Consider the following 26,149-nt stretch of genomic DNA (forward strand, 5'->3'; position numbering starts at 1 on the left):
CTACGGCGGTCTCGTGGAGGTCGTCGACGCGGCGGAGTTCGAGTCCGTCCGGGCCCGCCATCCCGAACTGGAGCGTCACGCAGGTGCGGCGGACCTGCTCGTCCTCAACAAGGCCGACCGGGTGACCGGCGACCAGCGCGAAGCTCTCCGCACCCAGTTGCACCGCCTCAGCCCCGGCACGCCCGTGGTGCCCGCCTCCTTCGGCCGCGTCGATCCGTCGCTGCTGTTCGACCGGGTGCGGCGGGAACGGCCGCCTGTCGAACAGCTCTCGTTCGACTCGCTGCTGTACGGCACCGATGACGACGACGGGTGCTCCGATGAGGGGCACGGACACGAGCATCCCGCCGCGGGGCGCCTGTGCGAGGCCGGCGGCGGTCACCAGGGTCATCTGCACGACCTCTACGAGTCGGTGGAGTTCGCCTCGGAGCGGGCGCTGGATCCGCGCCGCTTCCTGGAGTTCCTGGACACCAGGCCCGTCGGCCTGTACCGGATCAAGGGCTATGTGGACTTCGGCGCGGCGGATCCCGACCACCGCTACGAGGTGCACGCGGTGGGCGGCTTCCTCCGCTTCGCCCCCGAGCCCGGGCCGCGGTCCGGGCAGCGTGGGACGGAACTGGTGCTGATCGGCTCCGGTGTGGACGGCGCGGCGCTGCTCCGCGGTCTCCACGCCTGCACCGCCGGCCCCGAAGCCCCGGACGAACAGGCCCTGTGGGGAGTGCTCCGCTTCGTCGACCGCGCCCCGGAGGACGACGGCGGGTACGAAGGCGACGAGCGCCCGTACGCCGCGCCCGACCCGTACGGCCTGTACGGCGAGTACGAGTCCGACCCGTACGACGAGCCCGGCGCCGTCCAGGAGTTCGCCGGGTAGCCGGTGTCCCCGCGGACGCGGCCGCGAACTGCCCGAACAGGGACGACCGGCTCCCCCCGGGCGCCGCTGCCGTGTCCCGTCCCCGCACCCGGGCGGACACCGTCGACCGATCGGGTACGGGGACACGGCCAAGGCCTTCGCCGACCTCACCGACCCCTGGAGGCACGAGGCCGTGCCGCCGGATGCCCGACCCGGCGGCCCTCCATTTCGGGGTGCTGCCATGGCCGCATGGCGGCCGCTGGTGCGGTCAGGCGTCGCCGGTGTCGGCCGCCGCCTCGCCGAGCATGGCGAGGGTCAGCACGTTGCCGGAGATGCCCCAGCCGCCGTCGGCGACCTCTTCGACCAGCACCATGGTGTTGTTGCGGGCGCGCTCGCCGTACAGCTCGACGTACAGCTCGGTGGTGCGGGTGACGATCTCCTCCTTCTGCTTCGGGGTGAGGGTCTTCTCGGGGACCTTGAAGTTCGCGAAGGGCATGGCTGGTCGTTCCTCTTCTCGGTGGGGCGTCACAGGGATGTGCCTGCGGTGAGCAGGCTGTCCAGTCCGGTGCGGTGGAAGAAGCCGGCGCGGTTGCGGTCGGCGGCCGCGGAGAGCACTTCGCTGCCGTCCCGGCTGGAGGCTGTGCGGGTGCGCGGGTGCGCGGGTGCGCGGGTGCGCGGGTGTGCGGGTGTGCGGGTGTGCGGGTGCGTGGGTGCGCGGGGGCCGGGTGCCCGGCTCAGACGATGCCGCCGTTGGCGCGGAGGACCTGTCCGTTGATCCAGTGGCCGGCCGGTGCGGCCAGGAACGCCACGACCTCGGCGATGTCGGCCGGAGTGCCGAGGCGCTCCAGCGGGGGCTGGGCGGCCAGGCGGGCGACGGTCTCCTCGTCCTTCCCGTCCAGGAACAGGTCGGTGGCCGTGGGGCCGGGCGCGACGGTGTTGGCGGTGATGTCCCGGCCCCGCAGCTCCCGGGCCAGGATCAGCGTCAGCGCCTCGACCGCGCCCTTGCCGGCGGCGTACGCGCCGTAGCCCGGGAAGGCGAGCCCCACCACGGACGTCGAGAACGTCACGATCGCACCGCCGGGGCGCACCCGGCGGGCGGCCTGCTGGACGACGACGAACGTGCCGCGGATGTTGGTGCGGTGCAGGTCGTCCAGGTCGGCCAGGTCCAGCTCGGCGATCGGTGCCAGGTGCATCCGCCCGGCCGCGTGCACGACGACGTCGACCCCGCCGAACTCTGCTTCGGCCGTGTCGAACAGGGCTGCGACCGCGTGTTCGTCGGCGACGTCGGCGCGTACCGCAGTCGCCCGGCCACCACTGGTGACGGCCTCCCGCACGGCTGCCTCGGCCTCGTTCCGGTTGCCGGCGTAGCCGACCACGACGGCGTATCCGTCGGCGGCCAGTCGGCTGACGGTCCGGCGGCCGATGCCGCGCGAGCCGCCGGTGACGATCGCGACACGGGGTGAGTCGGAGGGCTGGGCCGAGGCAGCGGTCCCGTCGAGGGCGGTGGGGGCAGGCATGGCTGACTCCTGTGGTGGTCGGGGGCGGGCCGCGGCCTTGCCGTTGCCCTGCTGGGTCCTCCACGATCGGCCGGTCGCCCGGCCCTGACCAGGGCTGCGTCTACCCAGGGGATGCCACCCCCTGGCTGCGCTCCGGCGTACGAGCGACGATGGAGGGGTGAACCTCCCTGAACTCGGCGCCTTCCTCAGGACACGCCGCGACCGCATCCGTCCCGCCGAGGTCGGTCTGCCCCAGGGCCCGCGGCGGCGCGTCCCCGGGCTGCGCCGCGAGGAAGTCGCTCAGCTGGCGGGACTGTCAGCCGACTACTACACCGAGCTGGAACGCGGCAGCACGAAGAACGGGGCGCAGCCGTCCGCCCAGACCCTGGCCGCCCTCGCCCGAGCCCTGCGCCTGAACGGCGACGAGCGCGACCACCTGTTCCACCTGGCCGAACGGCCGGTCCCGCCGTCGCTGCACGGACCATCGGCACATGTGCAGCCCGCGCTCCTCGGACTCCTGGACCGGCTGTCCAACACGCCCGCACGCGTCATCACCGACCTGCACGAAACCCTGGTGGAGAACGACCTGGCCTCGACCCTGCTCGGTGAGTCCCCGGCACGGCGCGGTCCGTCGGCGAGCTTCGTGTACCGCTGGTTCACCGACCCGCAGGCGCGCGACATCTACCCGCCCGCGGACCATCCGCAGCACTCCCGGGCGTTCGTGGCCGACCTCCAGGCAGCGGCCGCCCGGCGCGGCCGGGACCCGCAGGTCACGAAGATGGTCGCCGTGCTCCGCCGCCGCAGCCAGGAGTTCGCGGCCCTCTGGGACACCCACGACGTCGCGGTGCGCCGCATGGACCACAAGAGGATCGTCCACCCCATGCTCGGCGTCATCGAACTCGACTGCTACAACCTCCTCAGCGAGGACGGACGCCAGCGCCTGCTGTGGTTCACCGCTCCGCCCGGAAGCCGGGGAGCCGAGCAGCTGGAACTGCTGTCCGTGGTGGGAACCCAGGAGCTGAGTGTCACGGAGGGCAGGGCACCGGAGAGGCTGTCCACGGCGGAACCCGGAGGGCGCTGACCCGCCCCGCAGGGGGAAGGCCGCCCTCCCGGACCGGCGCGTGGCCCGGAACGGGCACCGCGGACGCCGGAGGACGGACGGTGCCGCGCTGACCGGCGAACGGGCCTGCGAAGGCGCGCCGCGGCCGTGCAAGACCGCGGGGCCCGGGGCCGGTGCCGGTGGCTGCGCCACTCGCCTCCGGCCCCGGGCCCCGATGTGTCTCCGCCGGTCCCGGGCATCGAGCTCCCCGGGGCCGTACCGCCGGACGTTCTGCTACACGGGCCCGGCCACCGCGGCGACCGACTTCTTCAGCGGCAGCCCCGAACCGTCCCTGCGGGGGTCGGGCTCGGGCAGTTCGGCGGGGGCGCCGCTCTTGGTCGCCGCCAGCGCGGGTGTGGTGCCGGCCCAGGCCATCCGCAGCCGGTCCTCGCCCTTGAGGAAGCGCTGGCAGCGCACGCCGCCCGTCGCGCGCCCCTTGCGCGGGTACTGGTCGAACAGGGTGAGCTTCGCCGTGCTCAACGAGTCGTCGAGGGTGCCCTCCGTACCGGCGGCCGTGAACACCGCCGCCTCGGAGGCCGGGTCGACGGCGCCGAAGAAGAGCACCTGCACGTCCTGGGCGAGCTTGATGCCCGCGACCCCGCCCGCGGGGCGGCCCTGCGGCCGCACCTGGCCGGCCTGGAAGCGCAGCAGTTGCGCGTCGTCGGTGATGAAGACCAGGTCCTCCTCACCGGTGCGCAGTTCGACGCCTCCGACGATGCGGTCGCCTTCCTTGAGGGTGATGACCTCCAGTTCGCCGCGGTTGCCCGGATAGTCGGGGACCACGCGTTTGACGATGCCCTGCTGGGTGCCGATCGCCAGTCCGGGCGAGGACTCGTCCAGCGTCGTCAGGCAGATCAGTGTCTCGTCGGACTCCAGGCTGAGGAACTCCGAGATCTGCGCCCCGCCCGCCAGGTTGGGCGAGGTGGTCGACTCCGGGAGCTGGGGCAGGTCCACCACCTGGAGCCGCAGCAGGCGGCCGGTCGAGGTCACGGCGCCGACCTCGCCGCGGGTGGTGGCGGGCACGGCGGAGACGATCACGTCGTGCTTGACACGCTTGGGGGCCCGGTCGAACTCGGCTCCGCCGTTGGCCGTGCGGGCGAGCAGGCCGGTGGAGGAGAGCAGCACCCGGCAGGGGTCGTCGGCGACCTCCAGGGGAACGGAGACGACGGGAGCCTCGGCGGAGTCCAGCAGCTCGGTGCGGCGCGGCGTGCTGTACTTCTTCGCGATGCCGGAGAGCTCCGAGGAGACGAGCTTGCGCAGCTCCGCGTCCGAGTCCAGGATGCGCGTCAACTGCTCGATCTCGCCCTTGAGCCGGTCCCGCTCGTCCTCCAGCTCGATCCGGTCGAACTTGGTCAGCCGGCGCAGCGGAGTGTCCAGGATGTACTGGGTCTGGATCTCGCTGAGGCCGAACCGGGAGATGAGCGAGGCCTTCGCCTCGGCGGCGTTCTCACTCGACCGGATGATTCTGATGACCTCGTCGATGTCGACGAGCGCCACCAGCAGGCCCTCCACCAGGTGCAGCCGGTCGCGCCGCTTGCCGCGCCGGAACTCGCTGCGCCGGCGCACCACGGAGAAGCGGTGGTCGACATAGACCTCCAGCAACTCCTTGAGGCCGAGGGTGAGAGGCTGGCCGTCGACCAGCGCGACGTTGTTGATGCCGAAGGACTCCTCCATCGGCGTCAGCTTGTAGAGCTGGGAGAGGACGGCCTCCGGGTTGAAGCCGTTCTTGACCTCGATGACCAGCCGCAGCCCGTGCTCGCGGTCGGTGAGGTCCTTGACGTCCGCGATGCCTTGCAGCTTCTTCGCGTTGACCAGGTCCTTGATCTTCGAGATGACCTTCTCGGGACCGACGGCGAACGGCAGTTCGGTGACCACGATGCCCTTGCGCCGGGCGGTGACCTGTTCGATCGACACCGTCGCGCGGATCTTGAAGGTGCCGCGTCCGGAGACGTAGGCGTCCTTGATGCCCTCCCGGCCGACGATCTTGCCGCCGGTCGGCAGATCGGGGCCGGGGATGAAGCCCATCAGGGTCTCCAGGTCGGCACCCGGATGCTTGATCAGATGCCGGGCCGCCGCGACGACCTCGCCCAGGTTGTGCGGGGGCATGTTCGTCGCCATCCCGACCGCGATCCCCGAGGAGCCGTTGACCAGCAGGTTGGGGTAGGCGGCCGGCAGCGTGACGGGCTCTTCCTCGCTGCCGTCGTAGTTGGCGCCGAAGTCGACGGTCTCCTCGTCGATCGACTCGACCATCAGCCCGGCGGCGGGCGCGGAACGGCACTCGGTGTACCGCATCGCCGCCGGCGGATCGTCGTTGCCCAGCGACCCGAAGTTCCCGTGACCGTCGACGAGCGGCAGGCGCATCGAGAAGTCCTGCGCCATGCGCACGAGCGCGTCGTAGATGGGGGAGTCGCCGTGCGGGTGGAGCTTTCCCATCACCTCGCCCACCACACGCGCGCACTTCACGTACGACCTGTCGGGGCGCAGCCCCATCTCGTGCATCTGGTACAGGATCCGGCGCTGCACGGGCTTCATCCCGTCGCGGGCGTCGGGGAGCGCGCGCGAGTAGATGACCGAATACGCATACTCCAGGTAGGAGCCCTGCATCTCGTCGACGACGTCGATGTCGACGATGCGCTCCTCGAAGTCCTCTCCCGGCTCCGGTGCCGGTGTACGGCTTTTACTGCGGCGGGCCATCGCGGCTGCGGCTCCTTCGGCTTCGTGCTGTCGCTCTTGTGCTGTCGACTGTGACTGGTAAGGGCCCTGCGGTCGGCCGACCGGACGGGTCCCGGCCGACCATTGTGGACCGCCGCACTGACAGGGCGGTCGCTCGGTAGACCGTACGGGAACTTCGCACCTTGTCGGCGTGGTTGCATACAGTGACAGGGCCGCCGGTCGCGTGAGACGCGCGGCGGCGGCAGTTCCCGGCGTCGGGCCGGGACATCCCGCGAGCGAAGGGACTCCACGCCCATGGGTCACACGGCCACGCCCCCGCCGGCCACCGGTGGGCTGACAGCGACGGAGCACCGGCTGGCCAACGGCCTGCGGGTGGTGCTCTCCGAGGATCATCTGACCCCCGTCGCCGCTGTCTGCCTCTGGTACGACGTCGGTTCCCGCCACGAGGCCGAGGGCCGCACCGGCCTGGCCCACCTCTTCGAGCACCTGATGTTCCAGGGCTCGGCCCAGGTCCAGGGCAACGGGCACTTCGAGCTGGTGCAGGGTGCGGGCGGCTCGCTCAACGGCACGACCAGCTTCGAGCGCACCAACTACTTCGAGACCATGCCCGCCCACGAGCTGGAGCTCGCCCTGTGGCTGGAGGCGGACCGGATGGGTTCGCTGCTGGCCGCGCTGGACGAGGAGTCCATGGAGAACCAGCGCGACGTGGTCAAGAACGAGCGCCGCCAGCGCTACGACAACGTGCCCTATGGCACCGCGTTCGAGCGCATGACGGCCATGGTCTACCCCGAGGGCCACCCGTACCACCACACCCCGATCGGCTCCATGGCCGACCTGGACGCGGCCTCCCTGGAGGACGCCCGGGAGTTCTTCCGTACCTACTACGCGCCCAACAACGCCGTCCTCTCGGTGGTCGGCGACATCGACCCGGACACGACGCTGGCCTGGATCGAGAAGTACTTCGGCTCCATCCCCGGCCACGACGGCAAGCGCCCCCCGCGGGACGGCGCGCTCCCGGACCCGGTCGGGGAGGAGCAGCGGGAGGTCGTCGAGGAGGACGTGCCCTCCCGCGCGCTGATGAACGGCTACCGCCTGCCGCACGACGGCACCCGCGAGGCGGACGCCGCCGACCTGGCGCTGACCGCGCTCGGCGGAGGAGAGTCCTCCCGGCTCTACACCCGGCTGGTGCGGCACGACCGCACGGCGGTGGCGGCCGGCTTCGGCCTGCTGCGGCTGGCGGGTGCCCCCTCGCTGGGCTGGCTGGACATCAAGGCGTCCAGCGGCGCGGAGACCGCCGACATCCAGGTGGCGGTGGACGAGGAGCTGCGCCGCTTCGCCGAGGAGGGGCCCAGCGAGGAGGAGATGGAGCGGGCCCAGGCCCAGCTGGAGCGCGAGTGGCTGGACCGGCTCGGCACGGTCGGCGGCCGGGCCGACGAACTGTGCCGGTACGCGGTGCTCTTCGGCGATCCCCAGCTCGCGCTCACCGCGGTGCGGCGCGTCCTGGAAGTGACCCGCGAGGAGGTGCGGCAGGTGGCGGCGGAGCGGCTGCGTGCGGACAACCGTGCCGTGCTCGTGTACGAACCGCTGGCGAACGACGACGAGGAGACCGGGCAGTGAGCGAGACACCGGCGAGCACGAGCCCCGCGGGCATCGCGGCGGCGGCAGGCGAGAGCATGGAGTTCCATCCCCGGCCGGCCGGCGGTGCTCCCAAGCCGTGGGCCTTCCCCACCCCCGAGCGCGGCACGCTCTCCAACGGGCTGACGGTGCTGAGCTGCCACCGGCCCGGCCAGGAGGTCGTCGCCGTCGAGGTGGACCTGCGCGCGCCGCTGGACGCCGAGCCGGAGGGGCTGGACGGTGTCGCCACCATCATGGCCCGGGCGCTGAGCGAGGGCACGGACAAGCACACGGCGGAGGAGTTCGCCGCGGAGCTGGAGCGCTGCGGTGCCACGCTCGACGCGAACGCCGACCACGCCGGTGTGCGGGTGTCGCTCGAGGTGCCCGTGTCGCGGCTGCGCAAGGCGCTGGGGCTGCTCGCGGACGCGCTGCGCGCCCCGGCGTTCCCCGACAGCGAGATCGAGCGGCTGGTGGCCAACCGGCTGGACGAGATCCCGCACGAGCTGGCCAATCCCGCCCGCCGCGCGGCCAAGGAGCTCTCCCGCGAGCTGTTCCCGGCCGAGGCGCGGATGTCGCGGCCCCGGCAGGGCACCGAGGAGACGGTGCGGCGCATCGACGCGGCGGCGGTACGCGCCTTCTACGAGGCCCATGTGCGCCCCGCGACGGCGACCGCCGTGGTGGTCGGCGATCTGGACGGGCTCCGCGACGGCGGCGTCGAGGCGGCGCTCGCCGAGACGCTGGGCGGCTGGACGGGTGCTGTGGTCGACTCGCGTGCGATGCCGCCGATCACCGCCGACGACACCGGCCGGGTCGTCATCGTGGACCGGCCCGGTGCGGTGCAGACGCAGTTGCTGATCGGGCGGGTCGGAGCGGACCGGCACGACCGGGTGTGGCCCGCGCAGCTGCTGGGCGTCTACTGCCTGGGGGGCACCCTCACCTCCCGGCTGGACCGGGTGCTGCGCGAGGAGAAGGGCTACACCTACGGCGTCCGCGCGTTCGGGCATGTGCTGCGTTCGGCGGAGGACGGCAGCGGGGCCGCGCTGCTGGCCATCAGCGGCTCGGTCGCCACCGACGTGACCGGTCCCGCGCTGGCCGATCTGTGGCAGGTGCTGCGGACGCTGGCGGCGGAGGGGCTGACCGACGAGGAGCGGGACGTGGCCGTGCAGAATCTGGTGGGGGTCGCTCCGCTGCGCTACGAGACGGCCCAGGCTGTCGCGGAGACGCTGGCCGACCAGGTCGAGGAGCACCTGCCCGACGACTACCAGGGCCGGCTCTACGCCCAACTGGCCGAGACCGGCACGGTGGAGGCCACGGCGGCGGCTGTCAGCGCGCTGCCCGCCGACCGGCTGGTGACGGTGCTCGTCGGTGACGCGTCCCAGATCGCCGATCCGGTACGGGAGTTGGGCATCGGCGACGTCAAGGTGGTCACCGGCGGCTGAGCCCGGCCGACGGGCGCGGTACCGGGGCAGGAAGTGGGGCCCGGGAGGAGGAATTGCTCCTTCCGGGCCCGCTGCGATGTCCGCTTTCGTCGTGGTTGCTGGCGAGTTGGAGTGTGGCGTAGATGACAAAGCCAGGGATTCGTTTGCCGCCCGGACTTGGCCCCGATTAGCGTCGTTGCCGCTGTCCGTCAGAAGTGACCGCACCCGCGGCCGACGGACCGCGATCGCCGAATCCCCGAGGCAGCGGCCGAGGGGGACCGGGGACCCACGTCCCATTGGGGTGAATCGGACGGCCTCGCAAGAGGCGGTCCGTAGGAGACCTTCCTGCTCCGAACCCGTCAGCTAACCCGGTAGGCGAGAAGGAAGGAAAGGAGTACGCCGCCCTATGGCGTTCACCCGTGCCACCGGCAAGCACAGGCGTCCGGGCAAGGCCCGCAGGACCGCGGGCGGGGCGGCCGGCATAGCCGGCCTCGCCACCGTGGGCGTCGTCGGGTCCATCGCCTCCCCCGCCTTCGCCGCGAGCGGTGGCCAGAACAACGTGCCACTCCAGCAGAACGCCGAGGTGACCGAGGCCGTCGGCGGCCCGATCTCGGACACGCTGGACGAGCAGGCGTCCGCGCAGGCCCTCCGGGCCGAGCAGGCCAAGGCCGAGTCCGAGGCCAAGGAGGCGGCTGCCGAGGCGAAGGCGGAGGCCAAGCGGAAGGCCGACGAGGCCCGGCGCAAGGCGGCTGCCGAGAAGGCGGAGAAGGAGCGCGAGGCCAAGCGCAAGGCCGCGCGGGAGGCGGAGCGCGCGAAGCTCAACGCCTATGTGCTGCCGGTCGAGGGCTCCTACGTCTCGACCGGATACCAGCAGGGCGGCGGCATGTGGTCGTCCGGCAGCCACACCGGGATCGACTTCCACGCGGGGATGAACACCCCGGTCCACTCGGTGGCCGCCGGTGAGGTGGTGGAGGCCGGGAACGGCGGTGCCTACGGCAACAACATCGTGATCAAGCACAAGGACGGCACGTACACCCAGTACGGCCACCTCAACTCGATCGGCGTCTCGGTCGGCCAGCAGGTCACCTCGGGGCAGCAGATCGGGCTCTCCGGCTCGACCGGCAACTCCTCCGGCCCCCACCTGCACTTCGAGGCCCGCAGCGGTCCCGACTACGGTTCGGACATCGACCCGGTCGCCTATCTGCGCAAGCACGGTGTGAAGCTCTGACGCGCGGGTTCCCGCCCTGACGCACGAGTCCCCGCCGGCCCCGCATCCGGGGCCGGCGGGGACTCGCGCTCCGGCGGCCGCAGGAGGTGTGCCCGGTGCCGACAGGTCCTCAGACCGTTTCGGGGAGCTCCTCCAGCCCGTCCGCGACCAGCTTGGCCAGCCTGTCCAGAGCGTCCTCCGCGCCGTCCGCCTCGGAGGCCAGGACGATCTCCTCGCCGCCCTCGGCACCGAGGCCGAGCACGCCGAGCATCGAGGCCGCGTTGACGGGGGTGCCCTCGCCCTTCCGGACGGTGACCGGCACTCCGGTCGCCGACGCGGCGCGGACGAAGATGGAGGCGGGGCGGGCGTGCAGCCCCTCGGCCCAGCCGACGGTGACGCGGCGCTCAACCATGGTGTTGCCCTTCGAGTCGTACGAGGTTGTCTAGACCAGTCTTGCACGGTCGCCCGAGTCCGCCGTGAACCGGCGACGGCGGTCCCGGGAGACGGTGCTCCGGCCGCCGACGATACGACGCCTCCGCACACCCCTGAGCACGCGCCCTCCCTCCGCCGTACGCTGGCCTCATGCCGAGTCCCGAGGAGCGCGCCTACCCGGCCCACTGGGAAGCGGACGTCGTGCTGCGCGACGGCGGTACGGCCCGGGTGCGGCCGATCGCCCCGGACGACGCGGAACGGCTGGTCAGCTTCTACGAGCAGGTGTCGGACGAGTCCAAGTACTACCGCTTCTTCGCGCCCTACCCGCGGCTGTCCGACCGCGACGTGCGCCGCTTCACGCACCACGACTACGTCGACCGCGTCGGACTCGCGGCGACCATCGGCGGCGAGTTCATCGCGACGGTGCGCTACGACCGCATCGACCACCTGGGCCGCCCCGCGAGCGAGCCCGCCGACGAGGCCGAGGTCGCCTTCCTGGTCCGCGACGACCAGCAGGGCAGGGGAGTGGCCTCGGCCCTCCTCGAACACATCGGCGCCGTGGCCCGGGAGCGCGGCATCCGCCGCTTCGCCGCCGAGGTGCTGCCGGCCAACACCAAGATGATCAAGGTGTTCACGGACGCCGGCTACTTCCAGAAGCGCAGCTTCGAGGACGGCGCCGTCCGCCTCACCCTCGACCTGGAACCCACCGAGCGCTCGCTGGCCGTCATGCGGGCCCGCGAGCAGCGCGCCGAGGCCCGCTCCGTCGCACGTCTCCTGGCCCCCGGCTCCGTCGCGGTCGTCGGGGTCAGCCGCAGTCCCGGCGGCGCCGGGCGCGCGGTGCTCGACAGCCTGCGCACCGGCGGCTTCGCCGGGCGGCTGCACGCCGTCAACCACGCGCTGGACCCGCGGGAGGCCGTGCCGCCGGCCGGGGTGTCGGCGCACCGCTCGGTGCGGGACATCCCCGAGCACGTCGACCTGGCCGTGCTGGCCGTCCCCGCGGACCAGCTCCACCGGGCGGTCACCGAGTGCGGCGAGGCGGACGTGCAGGGGCTGGTCGTCCTCTCCGAGGGGGTCGGCCGGGACGAGCAGCGCGAGCTGGTGCGGCTCGCCCGCTCCTACGGCATGCGGCTGATCGGCCCCGGGGCCCTCGGACTGATCAACACCGGTGAGGACGTGCGGCTGAACGCCACCCCGGCGCTGCGGATGCCCGAGCGCGGCGGCATCGGCGTCTTCACCCAGTCCGGGGCCATCGGCATCGCGCTGCTCGACGGTCTGGACCGGCGCGGCATCGGGCCCTCCTCCTTCGTCTCGGCGGGCAACCGCGCCGACGTCTCCGGGAACGACCTCCTGCAGCACTGGGACGAGGACGTGGCCACCGACGTCGTCCTGATGTACCTGGAGTCCATCGGCAACCCGCGCAAGTTCACCAGGCTCGCCCGGCGCACCGCGGCCCGCAAGCCGGTCGTCGTCGTCAAGGGCTCGCGGCAGCGCGGCAGCACGCCCCCGCCCGGCCACGCGGCGCCCGCGGCGCGCACCCCGGACGCCACGGTCCGCACCCTGTTGCGCCAGGCGGGCGTCCTGATGGTCGACACCTTCACCGAGCTGCTGGACACCGGGGTACTCCTGATCGAGCAGCCGCCCCCGGCGGGCCCGCGGGTCGGCATCCTCGGCAACACCGACGCGATGAGCCTGCTGGCCTACGACGCCTGCCTCGCCGACGGGCTGCAGCCCCGTCCGGTCGTGGCGCTGCCCGGTTCGGCGGGGCCCGGCGCGTTCGGCCGGGCGCTGCGCACGGCGCTCGCCGACCCGGCAGCCGACGCCGTGCTGGTCACCGTGGTCCCCACCGTGCCGACCGAGCTGCCGGACAGCGCGGGACCGGTCGAGCCGAGGACCCCGCCCGGCGGCCATGTCGAGGCCCTCGCCGACGCGCTGCGGGAAGCGGTCGAGGCGGCCGCGGCCGAGGGCACCCCGCGCAAGCCGGTCGCGGTCGTCCACCTGGCAATGGAGGGCCTGCAGAAAGCGCTCGCCCAGCGCGGCCTGCCCTCCTATCCGACCCCCGAGCGCGCCTCCGGCGCCCTGGCCGAGGCGGTGCGCTACGCGCGCTGGCGCGCGGAGGCCGGCAGCCCCGGCAAGGTGCCCGACCTCGAGGTGGACGAGTCCGCGGCGACGGCGCTGCTGGCCGAGGCGACGCCGGCCGCACCGGGCCGCGGCCGGGCCCTGACCGGCGAGGAGGCGGCCCGGCTGCTGCTCGGCTACGGCATCCCGGTACAGCCCACCCTCGCGGCTCCGGACGCCGACACGGCCGTCGAGGCGGCCCGCACCCTCGGCTTCCCCGTCGCGCTCAAGACCACGGCCCCGCATCTGCGGCACCGCGCCGATCTGGGCGGCGTGCGACTGGACATCGCCGGCGAGAACGGGCTGCGCCGGGCCTTCCGGGAGCTCGTCGAGGGGCTCGGCGCCCCCGAGGAGCTGCGTCCGGTGGTGCAGGCGATGGCGCCGCGCGGCGTGGGCACCCTGGTTCGCGGCACTCTGGACCCGGCCATCGGCGCCGTGCTCTCCTTCGGGCTGGCCGGTCCGCCCTCCGAACTGCTGGGCGACACGGCGCACCGGCTGGTGCCCGTCACCGACAAGGAGGCCGCCGGGCTCGTCCGCGCGCTCCGCTCCGCGCCGCTGCTGTTCGGCTGGCGCGGGGCCGAGCCCTCCGACACCGCGGCGCTGGAGGAGGTGCTGCTGCGGGTCTCGCTGCTGATGGACGATCATCCGCAGGTCGTCGCGGTGGAGCTCGACCCGGTGGTGGTGGCGCCGCGCGGTGTGACAGTGTTGAGCGCCTCCGTCCGTGTCGCCGACCCGGGAAGGCGTCCCGACCTGGGGGCGCGCAGGCTTCCGGCGTACTGACGGCGCGGCGGGAGCGTACCGGGGGGAGCGGCCCGGGCCGAGCCCGCCGTACGGCCCTTAGGATGGCTGTCATGGCGAAGACCGGTACGACGACGCAGGGGCTGCGTGAGGCGATCGAACGCAGCGGCTACTACCCGGCCCTCGTAGCCGAGGCCGTCGAGGCGGCGGTGGGTGGCGAGCCCGTGGCCTCATACCTTGTGCACCAGGAGACGACGTTCGACTCCAACGAGGTCCGCCGCCACGTCACGGTCCTGGTGCTCACCCGCACCCGCTTCCTCGTCAGCCACACCGACGAGCAAGCGGCGGACGGCACCTCGCCCTCGCCCTACGCCACCACCTCCACCGAGTCCGTGAAGCTGGAGCGGATCTCCTCGGTGGTGCTCTCCCGGGTGGTGGCCAACCCGGAGTCCTACACACCGGGCACCCTGCCCCGCGAGGTCGTCCTCACCATCGGCTGGGGTGCCGTCTCCCGGCTCGACATGGAGCCGGCCACCTGCGGCGACCCCAACTGCGAGGCCGACCACGGCTACACCGGATCCGCGACCGCCGACGACCTCTCGCTGCGGGTCAGCGAGGCGGGCGACGGTCCCGACACCGTCCGCCAGACCCTCGCCTTCGCACAGGCGCTGTCCGAGGCCACCGCCGGAACCACCCGGGTCGGACCCCCGCAGTGACCGCTGAGAACATCCCGCACCCGCTCCGGTACCCGGCCGCCACCTCGGCGTCCGGCGGGGCCGGGTACGGCGGCGCCGTACCGGACGGCCCGCTCGACCCGCGCACGGCGCCCGTCCCGCGCTACGGCTCCGGCTCGCTGGCCGATCTGCTGCCGTCGGTGGCCGCCGGTCTCGGCGTTCCCGGCCTGGCCGCCGGACTGCGGCTCCCGGCCGCGGACCGGGCCTGCGTGTTCCTGGTGGACGGGATGGGCTGGGAGGCGCTCAGGGCACATCCCGACGAGGCGCCGTTCCTCACCTCGCTGCTCGCCGGCTCCACCGCCGGCACCGGCGAGCCGATCACCTCCGGCTTCCCCTCCACCACGGCCACCTCGCTGGCCTCGGTGGGGACCGGGCGGGTGCCCGGGGAGCACGGGCTGCCCGGCTACACCGTGCTGGACCCGGCCACCGGCGCACTGATGAACCAGCTCCGCTGGCAGCCCTGGACCGAGCCGCACGTCTGGCAGCCGTACCCGACCGTCTTCCAGCAGGCGGCGGCGGCCGGGGTGGAGGTCTGCCAGGTGACGGCGCCGCACTTCGAGCACACGCCGCTCACCAAGATCGCCCTCTCCGGCGGCACCTTCCTGGGGCGGCTGTCCGCCGAGGACCGGATGGATCTGGCCGCCGAGCGCCTCGCCGCCGGGGATCGCACCCTCGTCTACACGTACTACGCGGAGCTGGACGGGAACGGGCACCGGCACGGCATGGATTCGGACGCCTGGCGGGGCCAGCTGATGTACGTCGACCGGCTCGCGCAGCGCCTCGCGGAGCAGCTGCCCCCGCGCTCGGTGCTCTACGTCACCGCCGACCACGGCATGGTCGACATCCCGCAGGGGCCCGAGGCGCGGATCGACTTCGACGAGGACTGGGAGCTGAGCGCCGGGGTCGCGCAGTTGGGCGGCGAGGGCCGGATGCGGCACGTGTACGCGGTGCCGGGCGCGGCGGGTGACGTGCACGCCGTCTGGCGCGAGGTGCTGGCCGAACAGGCGTGGGTCGCCACCCGCGAAGAGGCCGTCGGCCTCGGCTGGTTCGGCCCCGGGGTCGAACCGCGGGTGCGCGGCAGGATCGGCGACGTGATCGCCGCGATGCGCGACGACGTCGCCGTGGTGGCGACCCGGCGCGAACCCAAGGAGTCCGAGCTGATCGGGATGCACGGCTCGGCGACGTCCGCGGAGCAACTCGTCCCGCTGCTGGAGGTCCGCACCTGACGCATCGCGTCCGGTGCGCCCGCCCGGCGCCCCCATGTGCCCACGCCCGAGGAACCCGAACCGAGAAAGGGCCCGACCCCCCATGCCAGAGCTGGTGTTCTTCTCCGGAACGATGGACTGCGGAAAGAGCACGCTCGCGCTCCAGATCGAGCACAACCGCTCGGCGCGCGGCCTGCAGGGCATGATCTTCACCCGCGACGACCGCGCGGGCACCGGCAGGCTCTCCTCCCGGCTCGGGCTGGTCGCCGAGGCCGTGGAGGTGGCCGAGGAACTCGACTTCCAGCGGCACCTGGTCCGCCATCTGACCTCGGGCGGCCGCACCGACTACGTGATCGTGGACGAGGCGCAGTTCCTCTCGCCCGAGCAGGTCGAGCAGCTCGCCCGCGTCGTCGACGATCTGGGGATCGACGTCTACGCGTTCGGTATCGCCACCGACTTCCGCACCCGCCTCTTCCCCGGCTCCCAGCGGCTGATGGAACTGGCCGACCGGATGGAGACCCTCCAGGTCGAGGCGCTGTGCTGGTGCGGCGCCCGCGCCACGCACAACGCGCGCACCGTCGGCGGCCGCATGGTCGTCGAGGGCGCTCAGGTGGTCGTGGGGGACGTGGGCGAGCCCAGCGGGGAAGTCGGCTACGAAGTCCTGTGCAGGCGCCACCACCGCAGACGGCTGACGGCCGCCACGGCAGGGGCGGGCGCGCTCTCGCCCGACGTCCTCCCGGTGGACGAAGCCGCCGGGGCGAAGGTGCCGCCGGGGCGCGGGCTCAGCGATCCGCTGCGGCGGGCCGGATCACGCTGAAGTGCGCGCCCTCCGGGTCGGCCAGCGTCGCCACGCGCCCGTACGGTGAGTCGCCCGGGCCGCGCACCACACCGCCGCCCAGCTTCTCGACGCGTCCCGCCATCCCGTCCGGATCCGCCACCGCGAAGTACGTACGCCAGTGCGGCCCCCGGTCCCGCGGCAGCGCGTCGCCCACGCCCTGGATGCCCGCCACCGGAACGCCCGCCACGCACAGGGTCAGATAGTCAGCGCCCGGCGCCTCGACGCTCTGCACGTCGTAACCGAACACCGCCTGGTAGAACTTGACCACCCGGCCCGTCTCCCGCGTGACCAGTTCGAACCACACCGGAGCCCCCGCCATCCCGCGCGGTGCCGTGCCCAGACCCGGCACGTGCACGTCCTGCCACAGGCCGAACGGGGCCCCGTGCGGATCCGAGACGATCGCCATCCGCCCCGCCTGCTCCGCGTCCAGCGGGCCCACCGCGACCGTGCCACCGTACGAACGGACCGCGGCGGCCGTGTCGTCCGCGTCGTCGGTCGCCAGATACGGCAGCCAGGCCACCGGGAGCTGCCTGCCGTCCGCCTTCTTGCCCAGTCCCGCGACCTCGTGCCCCGCGGCGACCGCGCGCACGTACGGGCCGAGCTGCCGGGGTCCGGCCCGGAACTCCCAGCCGAACAGGCCCTGGTAGAACTCCTTGCCGGCGTCCAGTCCATGCACCATCAGGCTCGCCCACGCGGGCGCGCCGGGCGTGTGCCGCAGCCGAGTCGCTGCCTCGGTCATCTGCTTCGCTCCTTGACCATCATCGATGCGGTCGTGCGGGTGGAAGTGCCGCGGCCTCGTTGCCGCGGCGTCGTGACTACTCGCCAGTGCAGATGCTGTCACCATCCGCCGTGCCGCGCTCCCCGGCCGCGCCGCTGTTGCCGCTTCCGGTGGAGAATCCCCGATCCGTGTGCCGTCACCGACCCCGGGACCCCGGGGGAGCGGACCTGCGCGAGGATGGCGCCATGACAGCCATCATCTCCGCAACGGCGCTCGCCGGCGACCTCGCAGCGGACGCCGCGCCCGTGCTGCTCGACGTGCGCTACAAGCCCGGCGACCCGCCCGGTCTGCCCGCCTACCGTGCGGGCCATCTGCCCGGTGCCGTCTACATCGACCTGGAGAGCGAGCTCGCGGCTCCGGCGGGGGCCGGTACCGGCCGGCACCCGCTGCCCGCACCGGACGTCTTCGGCTCGGCGATGCGGCGTGCGGGAGTGACGGCGGACCGCCCCGTGGTCGTCTACGACGCCGGTGGTCCCGGCGGCGGCTGGGCCGCGGCCCGCTGCTGGTGGCTGCTCCGCTGGGCGGGCCACCCGGACGTCAGAGTGCTGGACGGGGGCCTGGCGGCCTGGCAGAGCCACCGCGACCCCGGGAGCGGGGAGCCGCTGCCGCTCAGCACCACGACCCCCGAACCGGTGCCCGGCGACTTCACGCCCGCCCCCGGCGGCCTGCCGTCCCTGGACGCCGACGAGGCCGCGGCCCTGGCCCGGCGCGGGGTGCTGCTGGACGCCCGCGCGGCGGAGCGCTACCGCGGAGAGGTCGAGCCCCTCGACCCGGTGGCGGGGCACATCCCGGGTGCGGTCTCCGCCCCCACCACGGAGAACCTCACCGACACGGGTGCCTTCCGCTCCCCGGACGCCCTCGCGGAACGCTTCGCGGCGCTGGGCGCCGGGCCGGGCACGGAGGTCGGTGTCTACTGCGGCTCCGGCGTCTCCGCGGCCCAGGAAGTGCTGGCCCTCCAGCTCGCCGGGATCGAGGCGGCGCTGTACGTGGGTTCCTGGAGCGAGTGGACGGCCGGAGGCGGCCGTCCGGTGGCCACCGGGCCGGAGCGCGGCTGAGCACACCCCGCGGTCACCCGGCGCGGCGGACGGAACGGGGGGGGACGGTCCGGCTCGGATCGCCCCCCCGGCGCGCGCCGGGAGGGACCCTGGGCCCGGCCTGTCGCCTACTCCTTCTTGCGGCGGGTGCCGAAGACGATCTCGTCCCAGCTCGGCACCGCGGCACGGCGGCCCGGGCGGACCCCGTCGGCCTCGGCCTGCCGGTCGGTGTTGCCCTTGAGCCGGTCCCGGTGCGCGGTCACCGAGCGCGGCATCAGCACATCCGCGTAGGCGGAACCGGCGCTCGCGGCGGGGGCGGGCGGCTCCACGGCCTCCTGCTCCTCCTCGCGGTCCCGCTCGCTCGCGGCGCTCTCGGCCACGGCGGCGGCTTCCTCGTCCTCGTCCTCCACCGCACCCGGCTGCGCTTCCGGGACGACCAGGTCGCCCCGGAAGCTGGGCACCGCCTCCAGCAGGCTGGTCAGCGAGTCGGGGGTGCCGGAGCCGTCCTCGGCGTCGGACAGCGCATGGTCGTCCTCGTCGCCGGGCGCAGGTGCCAGCGCGGCGGGCTCCAGCTCGGGCCGGCCGGAGCGCTCGCCGCGGTCGGGGCGCTCGCGCGGCAGCCGGGCGATCCGGGGCACGAACGGGAAGCTGGGCTCCGGGGTGTCGTCGGTCTCGCCGATCAGCGCCCTGGCCTCGTCGTCCACCGCCTGCACCAGACGGCGCGGCGGATCGTAGGTCCAGGTCGCGGAGTGCGGCTGGGCGGCGACGCGGTAGGCGAGCAGCACCTCCCAGGTGCCGTCGTCGCGCCGCCAGGAGTCCCAGTGCACGGATTCCTTGTCGGCGCCGCGCAGCAGCAGCCGTTCGGCGACGGCCTCGCCGAGCTGCGGGCCGACGTTCTCGCCGGGGCGGCGCACCGGGGTCTTGCGGGCGCGTTCGGCCATGAAGGCGCGCTCGGCGAGCACCGGGCCCTCGAAGCGGCGCACCCGGTCGACCGGGATCCCCGCGAGGGAGGCGACCTCCTCGGCGGAGGCACCGGCTCTTATCCGCGCCTGGATGTCCCGAGGCCGCAGGTGGCTCTCCACCTCGATCTCGATCTGGCCCAGCCGTGCCCGGTCGTTCCGGACGGCGGCGCGCAGCCGCTCGTCGATCGGAAGCGTGTATTCCGTGCTGTCGGCAGCTTTGAGCACCAGTCGTGTGCCGTCGTTGCTGACGGCCACGACACGCAGTTCGGGCATGGGGACCTCCCGGGTGGTGCCTGCCGACGTCACGTGCGTCGCTGCTCCCGCTAGACGAGTGTGGCCTGCCCGGGTGCAGCCTGCCACAACCTTGCCGACTTCCTCGGGGTCCGAGGCTGTTTCCAGATCGTTGTTCGAATCGTGTGGAACTGCCCGGAACCGCCGCTACGGCACGGTTACCTCCTCACAACGCACGGTGATCGAGGTGGTCACCGTGTGCAGCCAGCGCCGGGTCAGAACCGAGACCAGGGCTCGTCACACTACTCCATTAGGGCCACCCGGGTGGACCGCCGCGCCACCGAAGTTGCTCCGGAGTAAGGGAGTTGACGCCCCAAGAGTCCATTTGGCCTGGATACGGGGGTGGGAAGCGTCACAGAACCACCCGAAATGGAACCCTGACCTTCGCTCGAAAGTCCCCTAATCGTGCACAGTGCTTGGAGTGTGCGATCAAGGGCGGTAAATGGACAAGAGTGACAAGCAATCCATATCCAGCAGGGGAGCCCCCGAGCAGGAGGAGGGCAGGAGTGGAAAACGGCTGGAGCTGAGCGTCGCCCAGGTGCTGGGCAGCGCGGTCGCCGCGGTGGCGGCCGCGTTCGCCGCCGGGCAACTCGGGGTGTACGGCACCTTCCTGGGCGCCGGTGTGATGAGCCTCGTCGCTACCAGCGGCGGCCCGGTCTTCCAGCACTTCTTCAGCAGGACCGGCGAGCAGATCAAGGAAGTCACGGTGCCGCCCAAGGCGCGGCAGGTCCCGGTACGGGACCCGGCCGCCGGCTGGAAGGACGACGAGGGCGGGCACTCCACCCAGGCCGTCCACAACGCCGACGTGCTGCACGGCACCGGGCCCGTCACCACCACGTGGGGGCAGGGGGCGGGGCGCGGCACCGGACCCGGCGCGGAGCCCGACGCCGCGGACGCCACCCGGGCGCTGCGGCGCGACGACCTGACCTGGGCCCTGCGCTCCGGGGCCGAAGCCGTCCCGCCCCGGGACGCCGCGGACGCCACCCGGGTACTGCGGAGCCAGGACCCGGCGCGGTCACCGCTCCCCGCCGACGCCACCCGGGTGCTCGCGGGCGCCGACCGGTCCGCGCCCGCGCGGGACGGGGCGGCCGACGCCGCGGCGGCCCCCGGTGACGGGGAGTTCACCGCGGCCACCACGCACGGCACCAAGTGGCGCGGCCGGCGGCGCACACTGCTGCCCGCCGTGCTCGTGTTCGTGATCGCGATCGGCGGCATCACGCTCTACGAGGCGCTCTCCGGGCACAGCGTCTCCGGCGGGAAGGGCACCTCCCTCAGCGACGTGTTCCGGCCGGGCCACGACTCGTCCACCGGCGACGACTCCCCGGACGCGCCCCCGGCGAGTCCGGACCAGGACGGTACGGAGGACGGGCAGCGCCCGACCACCGACCCGTCCGGCTCCGGGCGGTCGCCCGACCCGGGCGACCGGAACGGCGGCGAGAGCGGGCGGGACGACTCCGGTGACACCGGGGGCGGATCGACGCCGGCCCCCGAGCCGTCCCCCTCCCAGCCGGACGGCACCGACGGCGGCGGTGACTCCGGAAGCGGCGACACCGGCACCGGTGACAGCGGCTCGGACAGCGGCCAGGACGGCGGTGCCGGAACCGGCGGGGGAGAGACCGGAGGCTCCGGTGCCGATCTGCCGCAGGGGCAGCAGCCCGGCTAGCACCCCGCAGGGACCCGGCAGTTCGACGGGCCGTGCCGCACATCGCTCCGGATGTGCGGCACGGCCCGTTCCGTCGTTCCGTCGTGCCCGCGCCCGCGCCCGCGCCCGCGCCCGTGCCCGGCACGGGCACGTCAGTCGCCCAGCACGCGCCGCAGATAGTCGTTGCCGAAGACCCGGTCCGGGTCCAGGCGGTCGCGCAGGGCCGTGAACTCCTCGAAGCGCGGATACACCCCGGCCAGGTACTCCGCGTCCCTGCTGTGCAGCTTCCCCCAGTGCGGGCGGCCGGCGTGTGCCGTCATGATCCGCTCCACCGCGCTGAAGTACGCCTCGTGCGGGGTGCCCCGGTACATGTGCACCGCCACGTACGCCGTCTCACGGCCGCTCGCCGTCGACAGCGGGATGTCGTCCGCGGGCGCGGTACGCACCTCCACGGGAAAGCTCACCCGGAAGTCCGAGCGCTCCACCAGCGCCTTCAGCGCGCGCAGCGCCTCCACCAGCGCGGCCCGCGGTATCGCGTACTCCATCTCCAGGAAACGCACCCGGCGCGGACTGGTGAAGACCTTGTACGGGATGTCGGTGTAGCTGCGTGCCGACAGCGCGCGGCTGGAGACGCGGGCCACCCCGGGGACGGTGGCGGGCACCGCCCTGCCGAGTGCGCAGGCCGCCTGGAAGACGCCGTTGGAGAGCAACTCGTCGTCGACCCAGCCCCGCAGCGGGGTGAGCGGAGCCGCGGGACCCGTACTGCGGTTGTTGCGCTTGGTGTTGCAGCTCTCGGTGTGCGGGAACCAGTAGAACTCGAAGTGCTCGTTCTCGGCCACCAACTGATCGAACTCGCCGACGACCCGGTCGAACGGCATCGGCTCCTCCCGCGCGGTCAGCAGGAACTCCGGTTCCACCGCGAAGGTGATCTCACTGACCACGCCCAGCGCTCCCAGCCCCACCCGCGCGGCGGCGAAGAGAGCCTGCTCCTGCGGTGTCCCCGCCGCCGAGCAGCGGACCACGGAGCCGTCGGCGAGCACCAGCTCCAGCCCGGTGATCTGCGCGGCGACCGAGGCCGAGGTGCGGCCCGTGCCATGGGTGCCGGTGCTGACGGCGCCCGAGACGGTCTGCTCCATGATGTCGCCCATGTTCGTCAGCGACAGGCCCCGGGCCGCCAGCGCGGCGTTCAGCACCTTCAGCGGGGTACCCGCCGCGACGGTGACCGTGCCCGCTGCCCGGTCCACGGCGCGCACCCCGGTCAGCCGCTCGGGCCGGATGAGCACCCCGTCCGTGACGGCGGCGGCGGTGAACGAATGGCCCGTGCCCGCCGCCTTCACCCGCAGTCCGTCGGCCGCCGCCCGGCGCACCACCTCGGCCAGCGCCTCCGTGGTGGAGGGCGAGACGGTCCGCCGGGGGGCGGCCACCACGTTGCCCGCCCAGTTCCGCCACGTTCCCGCCCGGCCGTCCGCCGTCGACCGCACACCCGATCGCCCGCTCATCCGTGACCGTCCCCTCTCGCCGCGGCGCTCCGTCCGAGAGCGCGGCCGGGGCCGAGGAACGCACCACGACCGCCGACGCCCCCGCACCGGCGGGTCCCCACCAGTTGGAGAGGGATCATACTCACGGCTCTCGCACAGGTGCCCGGCAGTGCGCCGCGCAGCGGAGGCCGGGCGCCTGCCGCGTCCCCCGGATGGGAGGATCGGGACATGTCCGATGCGCTGCCCACCGAACCCCCCGGCCCCGGGCCGGACTCCTCCCCGGCCCCCTACGACGCCCTCCTGCTGCTGTCGTTCGGCGGTCCCGAGGGGATGGACGACGTCGTCCCGTTCCTGCAGAACGTCACCCGGGGGCGCGGCATCCCCACCGAACGCCTCGAAGAGGTGGGCCGCCACTACTACCTCTTCGACGGGGTCAGCCCGATCAACGAGCAGAACCGGGCCCTGCTGGCGGCGCTCCGCGAGGACTTCGCCGCACACGGCCTCGACCTCCCCGTCTACTGGGGCAACCGCAATTGGGCGCCGTACCTCACCGACACCCTGCGCGAACTGGTCCGCGACGGCCACCGGCGGGTGCTCACCCTGGCGACCAGCGCGTACGCCTCCTACTCGGGCTGCCGCCAGTACCGGGAGAACCTCGCCGAGTCACTGGCGGCGCTGCGCGAGGAGGGGCTGCGTCCGCCGCAGGTGGACAAGCTGCGCCACTACTTCAACCACCCGGGCTTCCTCGAACCCGTGGTCGACGGTGTGCTCGCCTGTCTGGACGACCTCCCCGCCGAGGTGCGCGACGGCGCGCATCTCGCCTTCACGACGCACTCCATCCCCACCGCCGCCGCCGACACCTCCGGCCCCGTCGAGGCGCACGGCGACGGCGGCGCCTACGTCGCGCAGCACCTCGACGCCGCCGAACTGATCACCGAGGCCGTCCGGGAGCGCACCGGTGTACGGCACCCCTGGAGCCTCGTCTACCAGTCGCGCAGCGGCCCGCCCTCCGTGCCGTGGCTGGAGCCGGACATCTGCGACCACCTGGAGGAGCTGCACGGCGACGGGACGCCCGGGGTGGTGATGGTGCCGGTCGGCTTCGTCTCGGACCACATGGAGGTCCGCTACGACCTGGACACCGAGGCCCTGGACAAGGCGTCCGAGCTGGGCCTGCCCGCCCGCCGCTCGCCCACGGTGGGCGCCGATCCGCGGTTCGCCGCCGCGGTGCGGGAGCTGGTGCTGGAGCGCGCCGCCACCGAGCGGGGCGAGGCGCCCGCCCGGTGCGCGCTGGGCGCACTGGGCCCGAGCCACGACGTGTGCCCGGTCGGCTGCTGCCCGGCGCGGACACCGAAGCCGGCCGCGGCGGGCGCCGACGCACCGCCCTTGTGACAGTCCCGCGCCCGGACCCCGGGCGCGCCCGACCGCCCGCCCCGGCCCACCGCCGCGCCGGTACCCGGTCAACACGACAGGAGCATCGACACTCGTGACCGACACCCCGCAGTCCGCACCCGAACCCGCCGACGACGCGCTCAAGGCCGAGCTGCTCGCCCTCGCGCAGGAGGCCGCCGCCCGCGCGGGCACCCTGCTGCGCGACGGCCGCCCGGCCGACCTGGGCGTCGCGGCGACCAAGACCAGCCCCATCGACGTGGTCACCGAGATGGACCTGGCCTCCGAGCGGCTGATCACCGGATTCCTGGCCGAGCACCGTCCGCAGGACGGCTTCCTCGGCGAGGAGGGCGCCGTCAGCGAGGGCACCTCCGGTGTCCGCTGGGTCATCGACCCCGTCGACGGCACCGTCAACTACCTCTACGGACGTCCCGACTGGGCCGTCTCGATCGCCGCCGAGTACCACGGCGAGCGGATCGTGGGGGTGGTGGCGGCACCGGTACGCGGTGAGACCTGGCAGGCGGTCAGCGGGCAGGGCGCCTACCTGGACGGCCGGCGCCTGCGGTGCCGCCCGTCCCCGCCGCTGGACCAGGCGCTGATCGGCACCGGCTTCGGCTACATCAGGGAGCGGCGGGTGGCCCAGGCCGCCGTCGCCCAGGGGCTGGTGCCGCGGGTGCGCGACATCCGCCGTGGCGGCTCGGCCGCCATCGACCTGTGCGATGTCGCCACCGGGCGGCTGGACGGCTTCTACGAGCGCGGCCTCAACCCGTGGGATCTGGCCGCGGGGGACCTCGTCGCGCGGGAGGCCGGTGCCCGCACGGGCGGCCGTCCGGGGCTGCCCGCCGACGGTGATCTCACCGTCGCGGCCTCGCCGGGGGTCTTCGAGGTCCTCCAGCCGCTGCTGGAGGAGCTGGGCGCCTGGCACGACCAGTCGGTCGGCGCGGCGGGCGCGGAGCAGTAGCCGGGAACGGCGATGCGGCCCCCCGGACCGGAGGGCCGCATCACCGAAGGCGGGACCGGAAGGGCGGTCAGGCGACCTGCACGCCGTGCTCGGCGGCCAGCCGGCGGAGGTCCTCCAACTCCGACTGCTCGACGTCCACGAGGAAGTCGTCGCCGGATTCACGTGCGCGGTGCAGGTCGGACTCGGTGGTCCGTATACGCTGCAGGATGCCTGCGGTGAATGCGTCCATGGTGTGCCCCCTCGTCGCGGGTCGGTGGCACGGGGTGTGCCGAGGGAAGTGGTGCGTGCCCGATCACGGCGTGGTCCCCGGACTGCGTCGGAGGTGCGTCGTGGCACCCTGCGCACAGGGCGTGATCGTGGATGGTGCTCAGGTCCTCCCCAACCGGAACCTCAGAGAAACCTCAACCGCCCCGGAAAAGTGCCGGCGGCTCGTGCCGGAGTCCGCGCCCGGTTTCCCACCCCTGCTCTTACCGCCGATTTACCGGGGTCCGGGGCACGATGGGGAGCACGATCCCCCATCCGTATCCAGGGAAGGAACAGCGCCGTGCGCGTACTCGTCGTCGAGGACGAGCAACTGCTCGCCGATGCCGTGGCGACGGGCCTCCGCAGAGAGGCCATGGCCGTCGATGTGGTCTACGACGGAGCGGCGGCGCAGGAGCGCGTCGACATCAACGACTACGACGTCGTCGTACTCGACCGGGACCTGCCGCTGGTGCACGGGGACGATGTCTGCCGGCGGATCGTGGAGCTGGGGCTGCCCACCCGGGTGCTGATGCTCACCGCATCCGGGGACGTCAGCGACCGGGTCGAGGGCCTGGAGCTGGGTGCGGACGACTACCTGCCCAAGCCCTTCGCCTTCTCCGAGCTGACAGCCCGCGTGCGGGCGCTGGGGCGGCGCACCACCACGGCCCTCCCGCCGGTGCTGGAGCGGGCCGGTATCCGGCTGGACCCGGGGCGCCGCGAGGTCTCCCGGGACGGCCGGGAGATCCAGCTGGCACCCAAGGAGTTCGCGGTGCTGGAGGTGCTGATGCGGGGCGAGGGCAGCGTGGTCTCCGCCGAGCAGCTCCTGGAGAAGGCCTGGGACGAGAACACCGACCCGTTCACCAATGTGGTGCGTGTGACGGTGATGACGCTGCGCCGCAAGCTCGGTGAGCCGCCGGTGATCGTCACCGTGCCGGGCGCGGGGTACCGGATCTGACGT

The 26,149-nt window shown here is 73.5% G+C and carries 22 protein-coding genes and 1 riboswitch; of the genes, 14 read left to right on the forward strand and 8 right to left on the reverse strand.

All coding sequences use genetic code 11. The features are described 5' to 3' along the window. Nucleotides 1-868 (forward strand): CobW family GTP-binding protein (locus A949_RS35095; protein WP_019359777.1); only part of this gene is annotated, 868 nt, incomplete at its 5' end. Nucleotides 869-1,115: 247 nt separating this feature from the next. On the opposite strand, the gene A949_RS0130085 is transcribed toward A949_RS35095, so the two are convergent. Continuing rightward, the gene (locus tag A949_RS0130085; protein ID WP_019359778.1) at nucleotides 1,116-1,343 is read right to left on the reverse strand and encodes a tautomerase family protein; all 228 of its coding nucleotides are present in this window, start codon (nucleotides 1,341-1,343) and stop codon (nucleotides 1,116-1,118) included. A 238-nt stretch (nucleotides 1,344-1,581) separates the two neighbouring features. Then, nucleotides 1,582-2,364: an SDR family oxidoreductase gene (locus A949_RS0130095; protein WP_019359780.1), complete on the reverse strand. Its 783-nt coding sequence runs from the start codon at nucleotides 2,362-2,364 to the stop codon at nucleotides 1,582-1,584. A gap of 157 nt (nucleotides 2,365-2,521) precedes the next feature. Between A949_RS0130095 and A949_RS0130100 the strand changes: the two genes are divergently transcribed. Continuing rightward, entirely contained in the window at nucleotides 2,522-3,424 is a 903-nt protein-coding gene (locus A949_RS0130100) for a helix-turn-helix transcriptional regulator (protein ID WP_019359781.1), read from the forward strand. Between the two features lie 252 nt (nucleotides 3,425-3,676). Here A949_RS0130100 and A949_RS0130105 read toward each other — a convergent pair whose 3' ends face one another. Then, a complete protein-coding gene (locus A949_RS0130105) occupies nucleotides 3,677-6,136 on the reverse strand; it encodes a DNA gyrase/topoisomerase IV subunit A (RefSeq protein ID WP_019359782.1) in 2,460 nt (819 codons plus the stop codon). A 273-nt stretch (nucleotides 6,137-6,409) separates the two neighbouring features. Here A949_RS0130105 and A949_RS0130110 point away from each other — a divergent pair, with 273 nt between their 5' ends. From A949_RS0130110 to A949_RS0130120, 3 genes are all read left to right on the forward strand, one after another. Beyond that, entirely contained in the window at nucleotides 6,410-7,732 is a 1,323-nt protein-coding gene (locus A949_RS0130110; RefSeq protein WP_019359783.1) for a M16 family metallopeptidase, read from the forward strand. 56 nt (nucleotides 7,733-7,788) lie between these two features. After that, the gene (locus tag A949_RS0130115) at nucleotides 7,789-9,168 is read left to right on the forward strand and encodes a M16 family metallopeptidase (RefSeq protein WP_037708269.1); all 1,380 of its coding nucleotides are present in this window, start codon (nucleotides 7,789-7,791) and stop codon (nucleotides 9,166-9,168) included. A 215-nt stretch (nucleotides 9,169-9,383) separates the two neighbouring features. Then, nucleotides 9,384-9,539: riboswitch (cyclic di-AMP (ydaO/yuaA leader) on the forward strand. 14 nt (nucleotides 9,540-9,553) lie between these two features. Continuing rightward, complete coding sequence (locus A949_RS0130120; RefSeq protein ID WP_019359785.1) at nucleotides 9,554-10,375, forward strand: M23 family metallopeptidase; 822 nt, start codon at nucleotides 9,554-9,556, stop codon at nucleotides 10,373-10,375. 109 nt (nucleotides 10,376-10,484) lie between these two features. Here A949_RS0130120 and A949_RS0130125 read toward each other — a convergent pair whose 3' ends face one another. After that, a complete protein-coding gene (locus A949_RS0130125) occupies nucleotides 10,485-10,766 on the reverse strand; it encodes an HPr family phosphocarrier protein (protein WP_019359786.1) in 282 nt (93 codons plus the stop codon). Between the two features lie 170 nt (nucleotides 10,767-10,936). Here A949_RS0130125 and A949_RS0130130 point away from each other — a divergent pair, with 170 nt between their 5' ends. The 4 genes from A949_RS0130130 to A949_RS0130145 all read left to right on the forward strand — a co-directional run bounded on the left by A949_RS0130130 (nucleotide 10,937) and on the right by A949_RS0130145 (nucleotide 16,395). Further along, a complete protein-coding gene (locus tag A949_RS0130130; RefSeq protein ID WP_019359787.1) occupies nucleotides 10,937-13,681 on the forward strand; it encodes a bifunctional acetate--CoA ligase family protein/GNAT family N-acetyltransferase in 2,745 nt (914 codons plus the stop codon). A gap of 71 nt (nucleotides 13,682-13,752) precedes the next feature. Beyond that, nucleotides 13,753-14,355, forward strand: coding sequence for a DUF5998 family protein (locus A949_RS39415; RefSeq protein WP_019359788.1), 603 nt, complete (start codon nucleotides 13,753-13,755; stop codon nucleotides 14,353-14,355). Next, the gene (locus tag A949_RS0130140; RefSeq protein ID WP_019359789.1) at nucleotides 14,352-15,599 is read left to right on the forward strand and encodes an alkaline phosphatase family protein; all 1,248 of its coding nucleotides are present in this window, start codon (nucleotides 14,352-14,354) and stop codon (nucleotides 15,597-15,599) included. Before A949_RS39415 ends, A949_RS0130140 begins: the two co-directional genes overlap by 4 nt. An 82-nt stretch (nucleotides 15,600-15,681) precedes the next feature. Next, complete coding sequence (locus A949_RS0130145) at nucleotides 15,682-16,395, forward strand: thymidine kinase (RefSeq protein WP_019359790.1); 714 nt, start codon at nucleotides 15,682-15,684, stop codon at nucleotides 16,393-16,395. Here A949_RS0130145 and A949_RS0130150 read toward each other — a convergent pair. Further along, complete coding sequence (locus tag A949_RS0130150) at nucleotides 16,361-17,155, reverse strand: VOC family protein (RefSeq protein ID WP_019359791.1); 795 nt, start codon at nucleotides 17,153-17,155, stop codon at nucleotides 16,361-16,363. The two genes, A949_RS0130145 and A949_RS0130150, sit on opposite strands and share 35 nt — an antisense overlap. 224 nt (nucleotides 17,156-17,379) lie before the next feature. Here A949_RS0130150 and A949_RS0130155 point away from each other — a divergent pair, with 224 nt between their 5' ends. Next, nucleotides 17,380-18,249, forward strand: a complete 870-nt coding sequence (locus A949_RS0130155) for a sulfurtransferase (protein WP_019359792.1) — start codon at nucleotides 17,380-17,382, stop codon at nucleotides 18,247-18,249. 107 nt (nucleotides 18,250-18,356) lie between these two features. Here A949_RS0130155 and sepH read toward each other — a convergent pair whose 3' ends face one another. Then, entirely contained in the window at nucleotides 18,357-19,463 is a 1,107-nt protein-coding gene (sepH, locus tag A949_RS0130160; protein WP_019359793.1) for a septation protein SepH, read from the reverse strand. Between the two features lie 460 nt (nucleotides 19,464-19,923). Between sepH and A949_RS0130165 the strand changes: the two genes are divergently transcribed. Beyond that, the gene (locus tag A949_RS0130165; protein ID WP_026005172.1) at nucleotides 19,924-21,144 is read left to right on the forward strand and encodes a hypothetical protein; all 1,221 of its coding nucleotides are present in this window, start codon (nucleotides 19,924-19,926) and stop codon (nucleotides 21,142-21,144) included. A gap of 131 nt (nucleotides 21,145-21,275) precedes the next feature. Here the strand turns inward: A949_RS0130165 and A949_RS0130170 are convergent, their stop codons facing one another. Then, on the reverse strand, nucleotides 21,276-22,622 hold the full coding sequence (locus A949_RS0130170; protein WP_037708254.1) for a D-arabinono-1,4-lactone oxidase: 1,347 nt from the start codon (nucleotides 22,620-22,622) through the stop codon (nucleotides 21,276-21,278). Between the two features lie 207 nt (nucleotides 22,623-22,829). Between A949_RS0130170 and A949_RS0130175 the strand changes: the two genes are divergently transcribed. Then, the gene (locus tag A949_RS0130175; protein WP_019359796.1) at nucleotides 22,830-23,990 is read left to right on the forward strand and encodes a ferrochelatase; all 1,161 of its coding nucleotides are present in this window, start codon (nucleotides 22,830-22,832) and stop codon (nucleotides 23,988-23,990) included. A 94-nt stretch (nucleotides 23,991-24,084) separates the two neighbouring features. Next, entirely contained in the window at nucleotides 24,085-24,948 is an 864-nt protein-coding gene (locus A949_RS0130180; protein WP_019359797.1) for an inositol monophosphatase family protein, read from the forward strand. 67 nt (nucleotides 24,949-25,015) lie between these two features. On the opposite strand, the gene A949_RS38645 is transcribed toward A949_RS0130180, so the two are convergent. Next, the gene (locus A949_RS38645) at nucleotides 25,016-25,177 is read right to left on the reverse strand and encodes a hypothetical protein (RefSeq protein ID WP_019359798.1); all 162 of its coding nucleotides are present in this window, start codon (nucleotides 25,175-25,177) and stop codon (nucleotides 25,016-25,018) included. Between the two features lie 315 nt (nucleotides 25,178-25,492). Between A949_RS38645 and A949_RS0130190 the strand changes: the two genes are divergently transcribed. Next, a complete protein-coding gene (locus A949_RS0130190) occupies nucleotides 25,493-26,146 on the forward strand; it encodes a response regulator transcription factor (RefSeq protein ID WP_019359799.1) in 654 nt (217 codons plus the stop codon). Nucleotides 26,147-26,149: the final 3 nt, after the last annotated feature.

The sequence above is a fragment of the Streptomyces sp. AA1529 genome (genome assembly GCF_000280905.1).
In the GTDB taxonomy this organism is placed as follows: Bacteria; Actinomycetota; Actinomycetes; order Streptomycetales; family Streptomycetaceae; genus Streptomyces.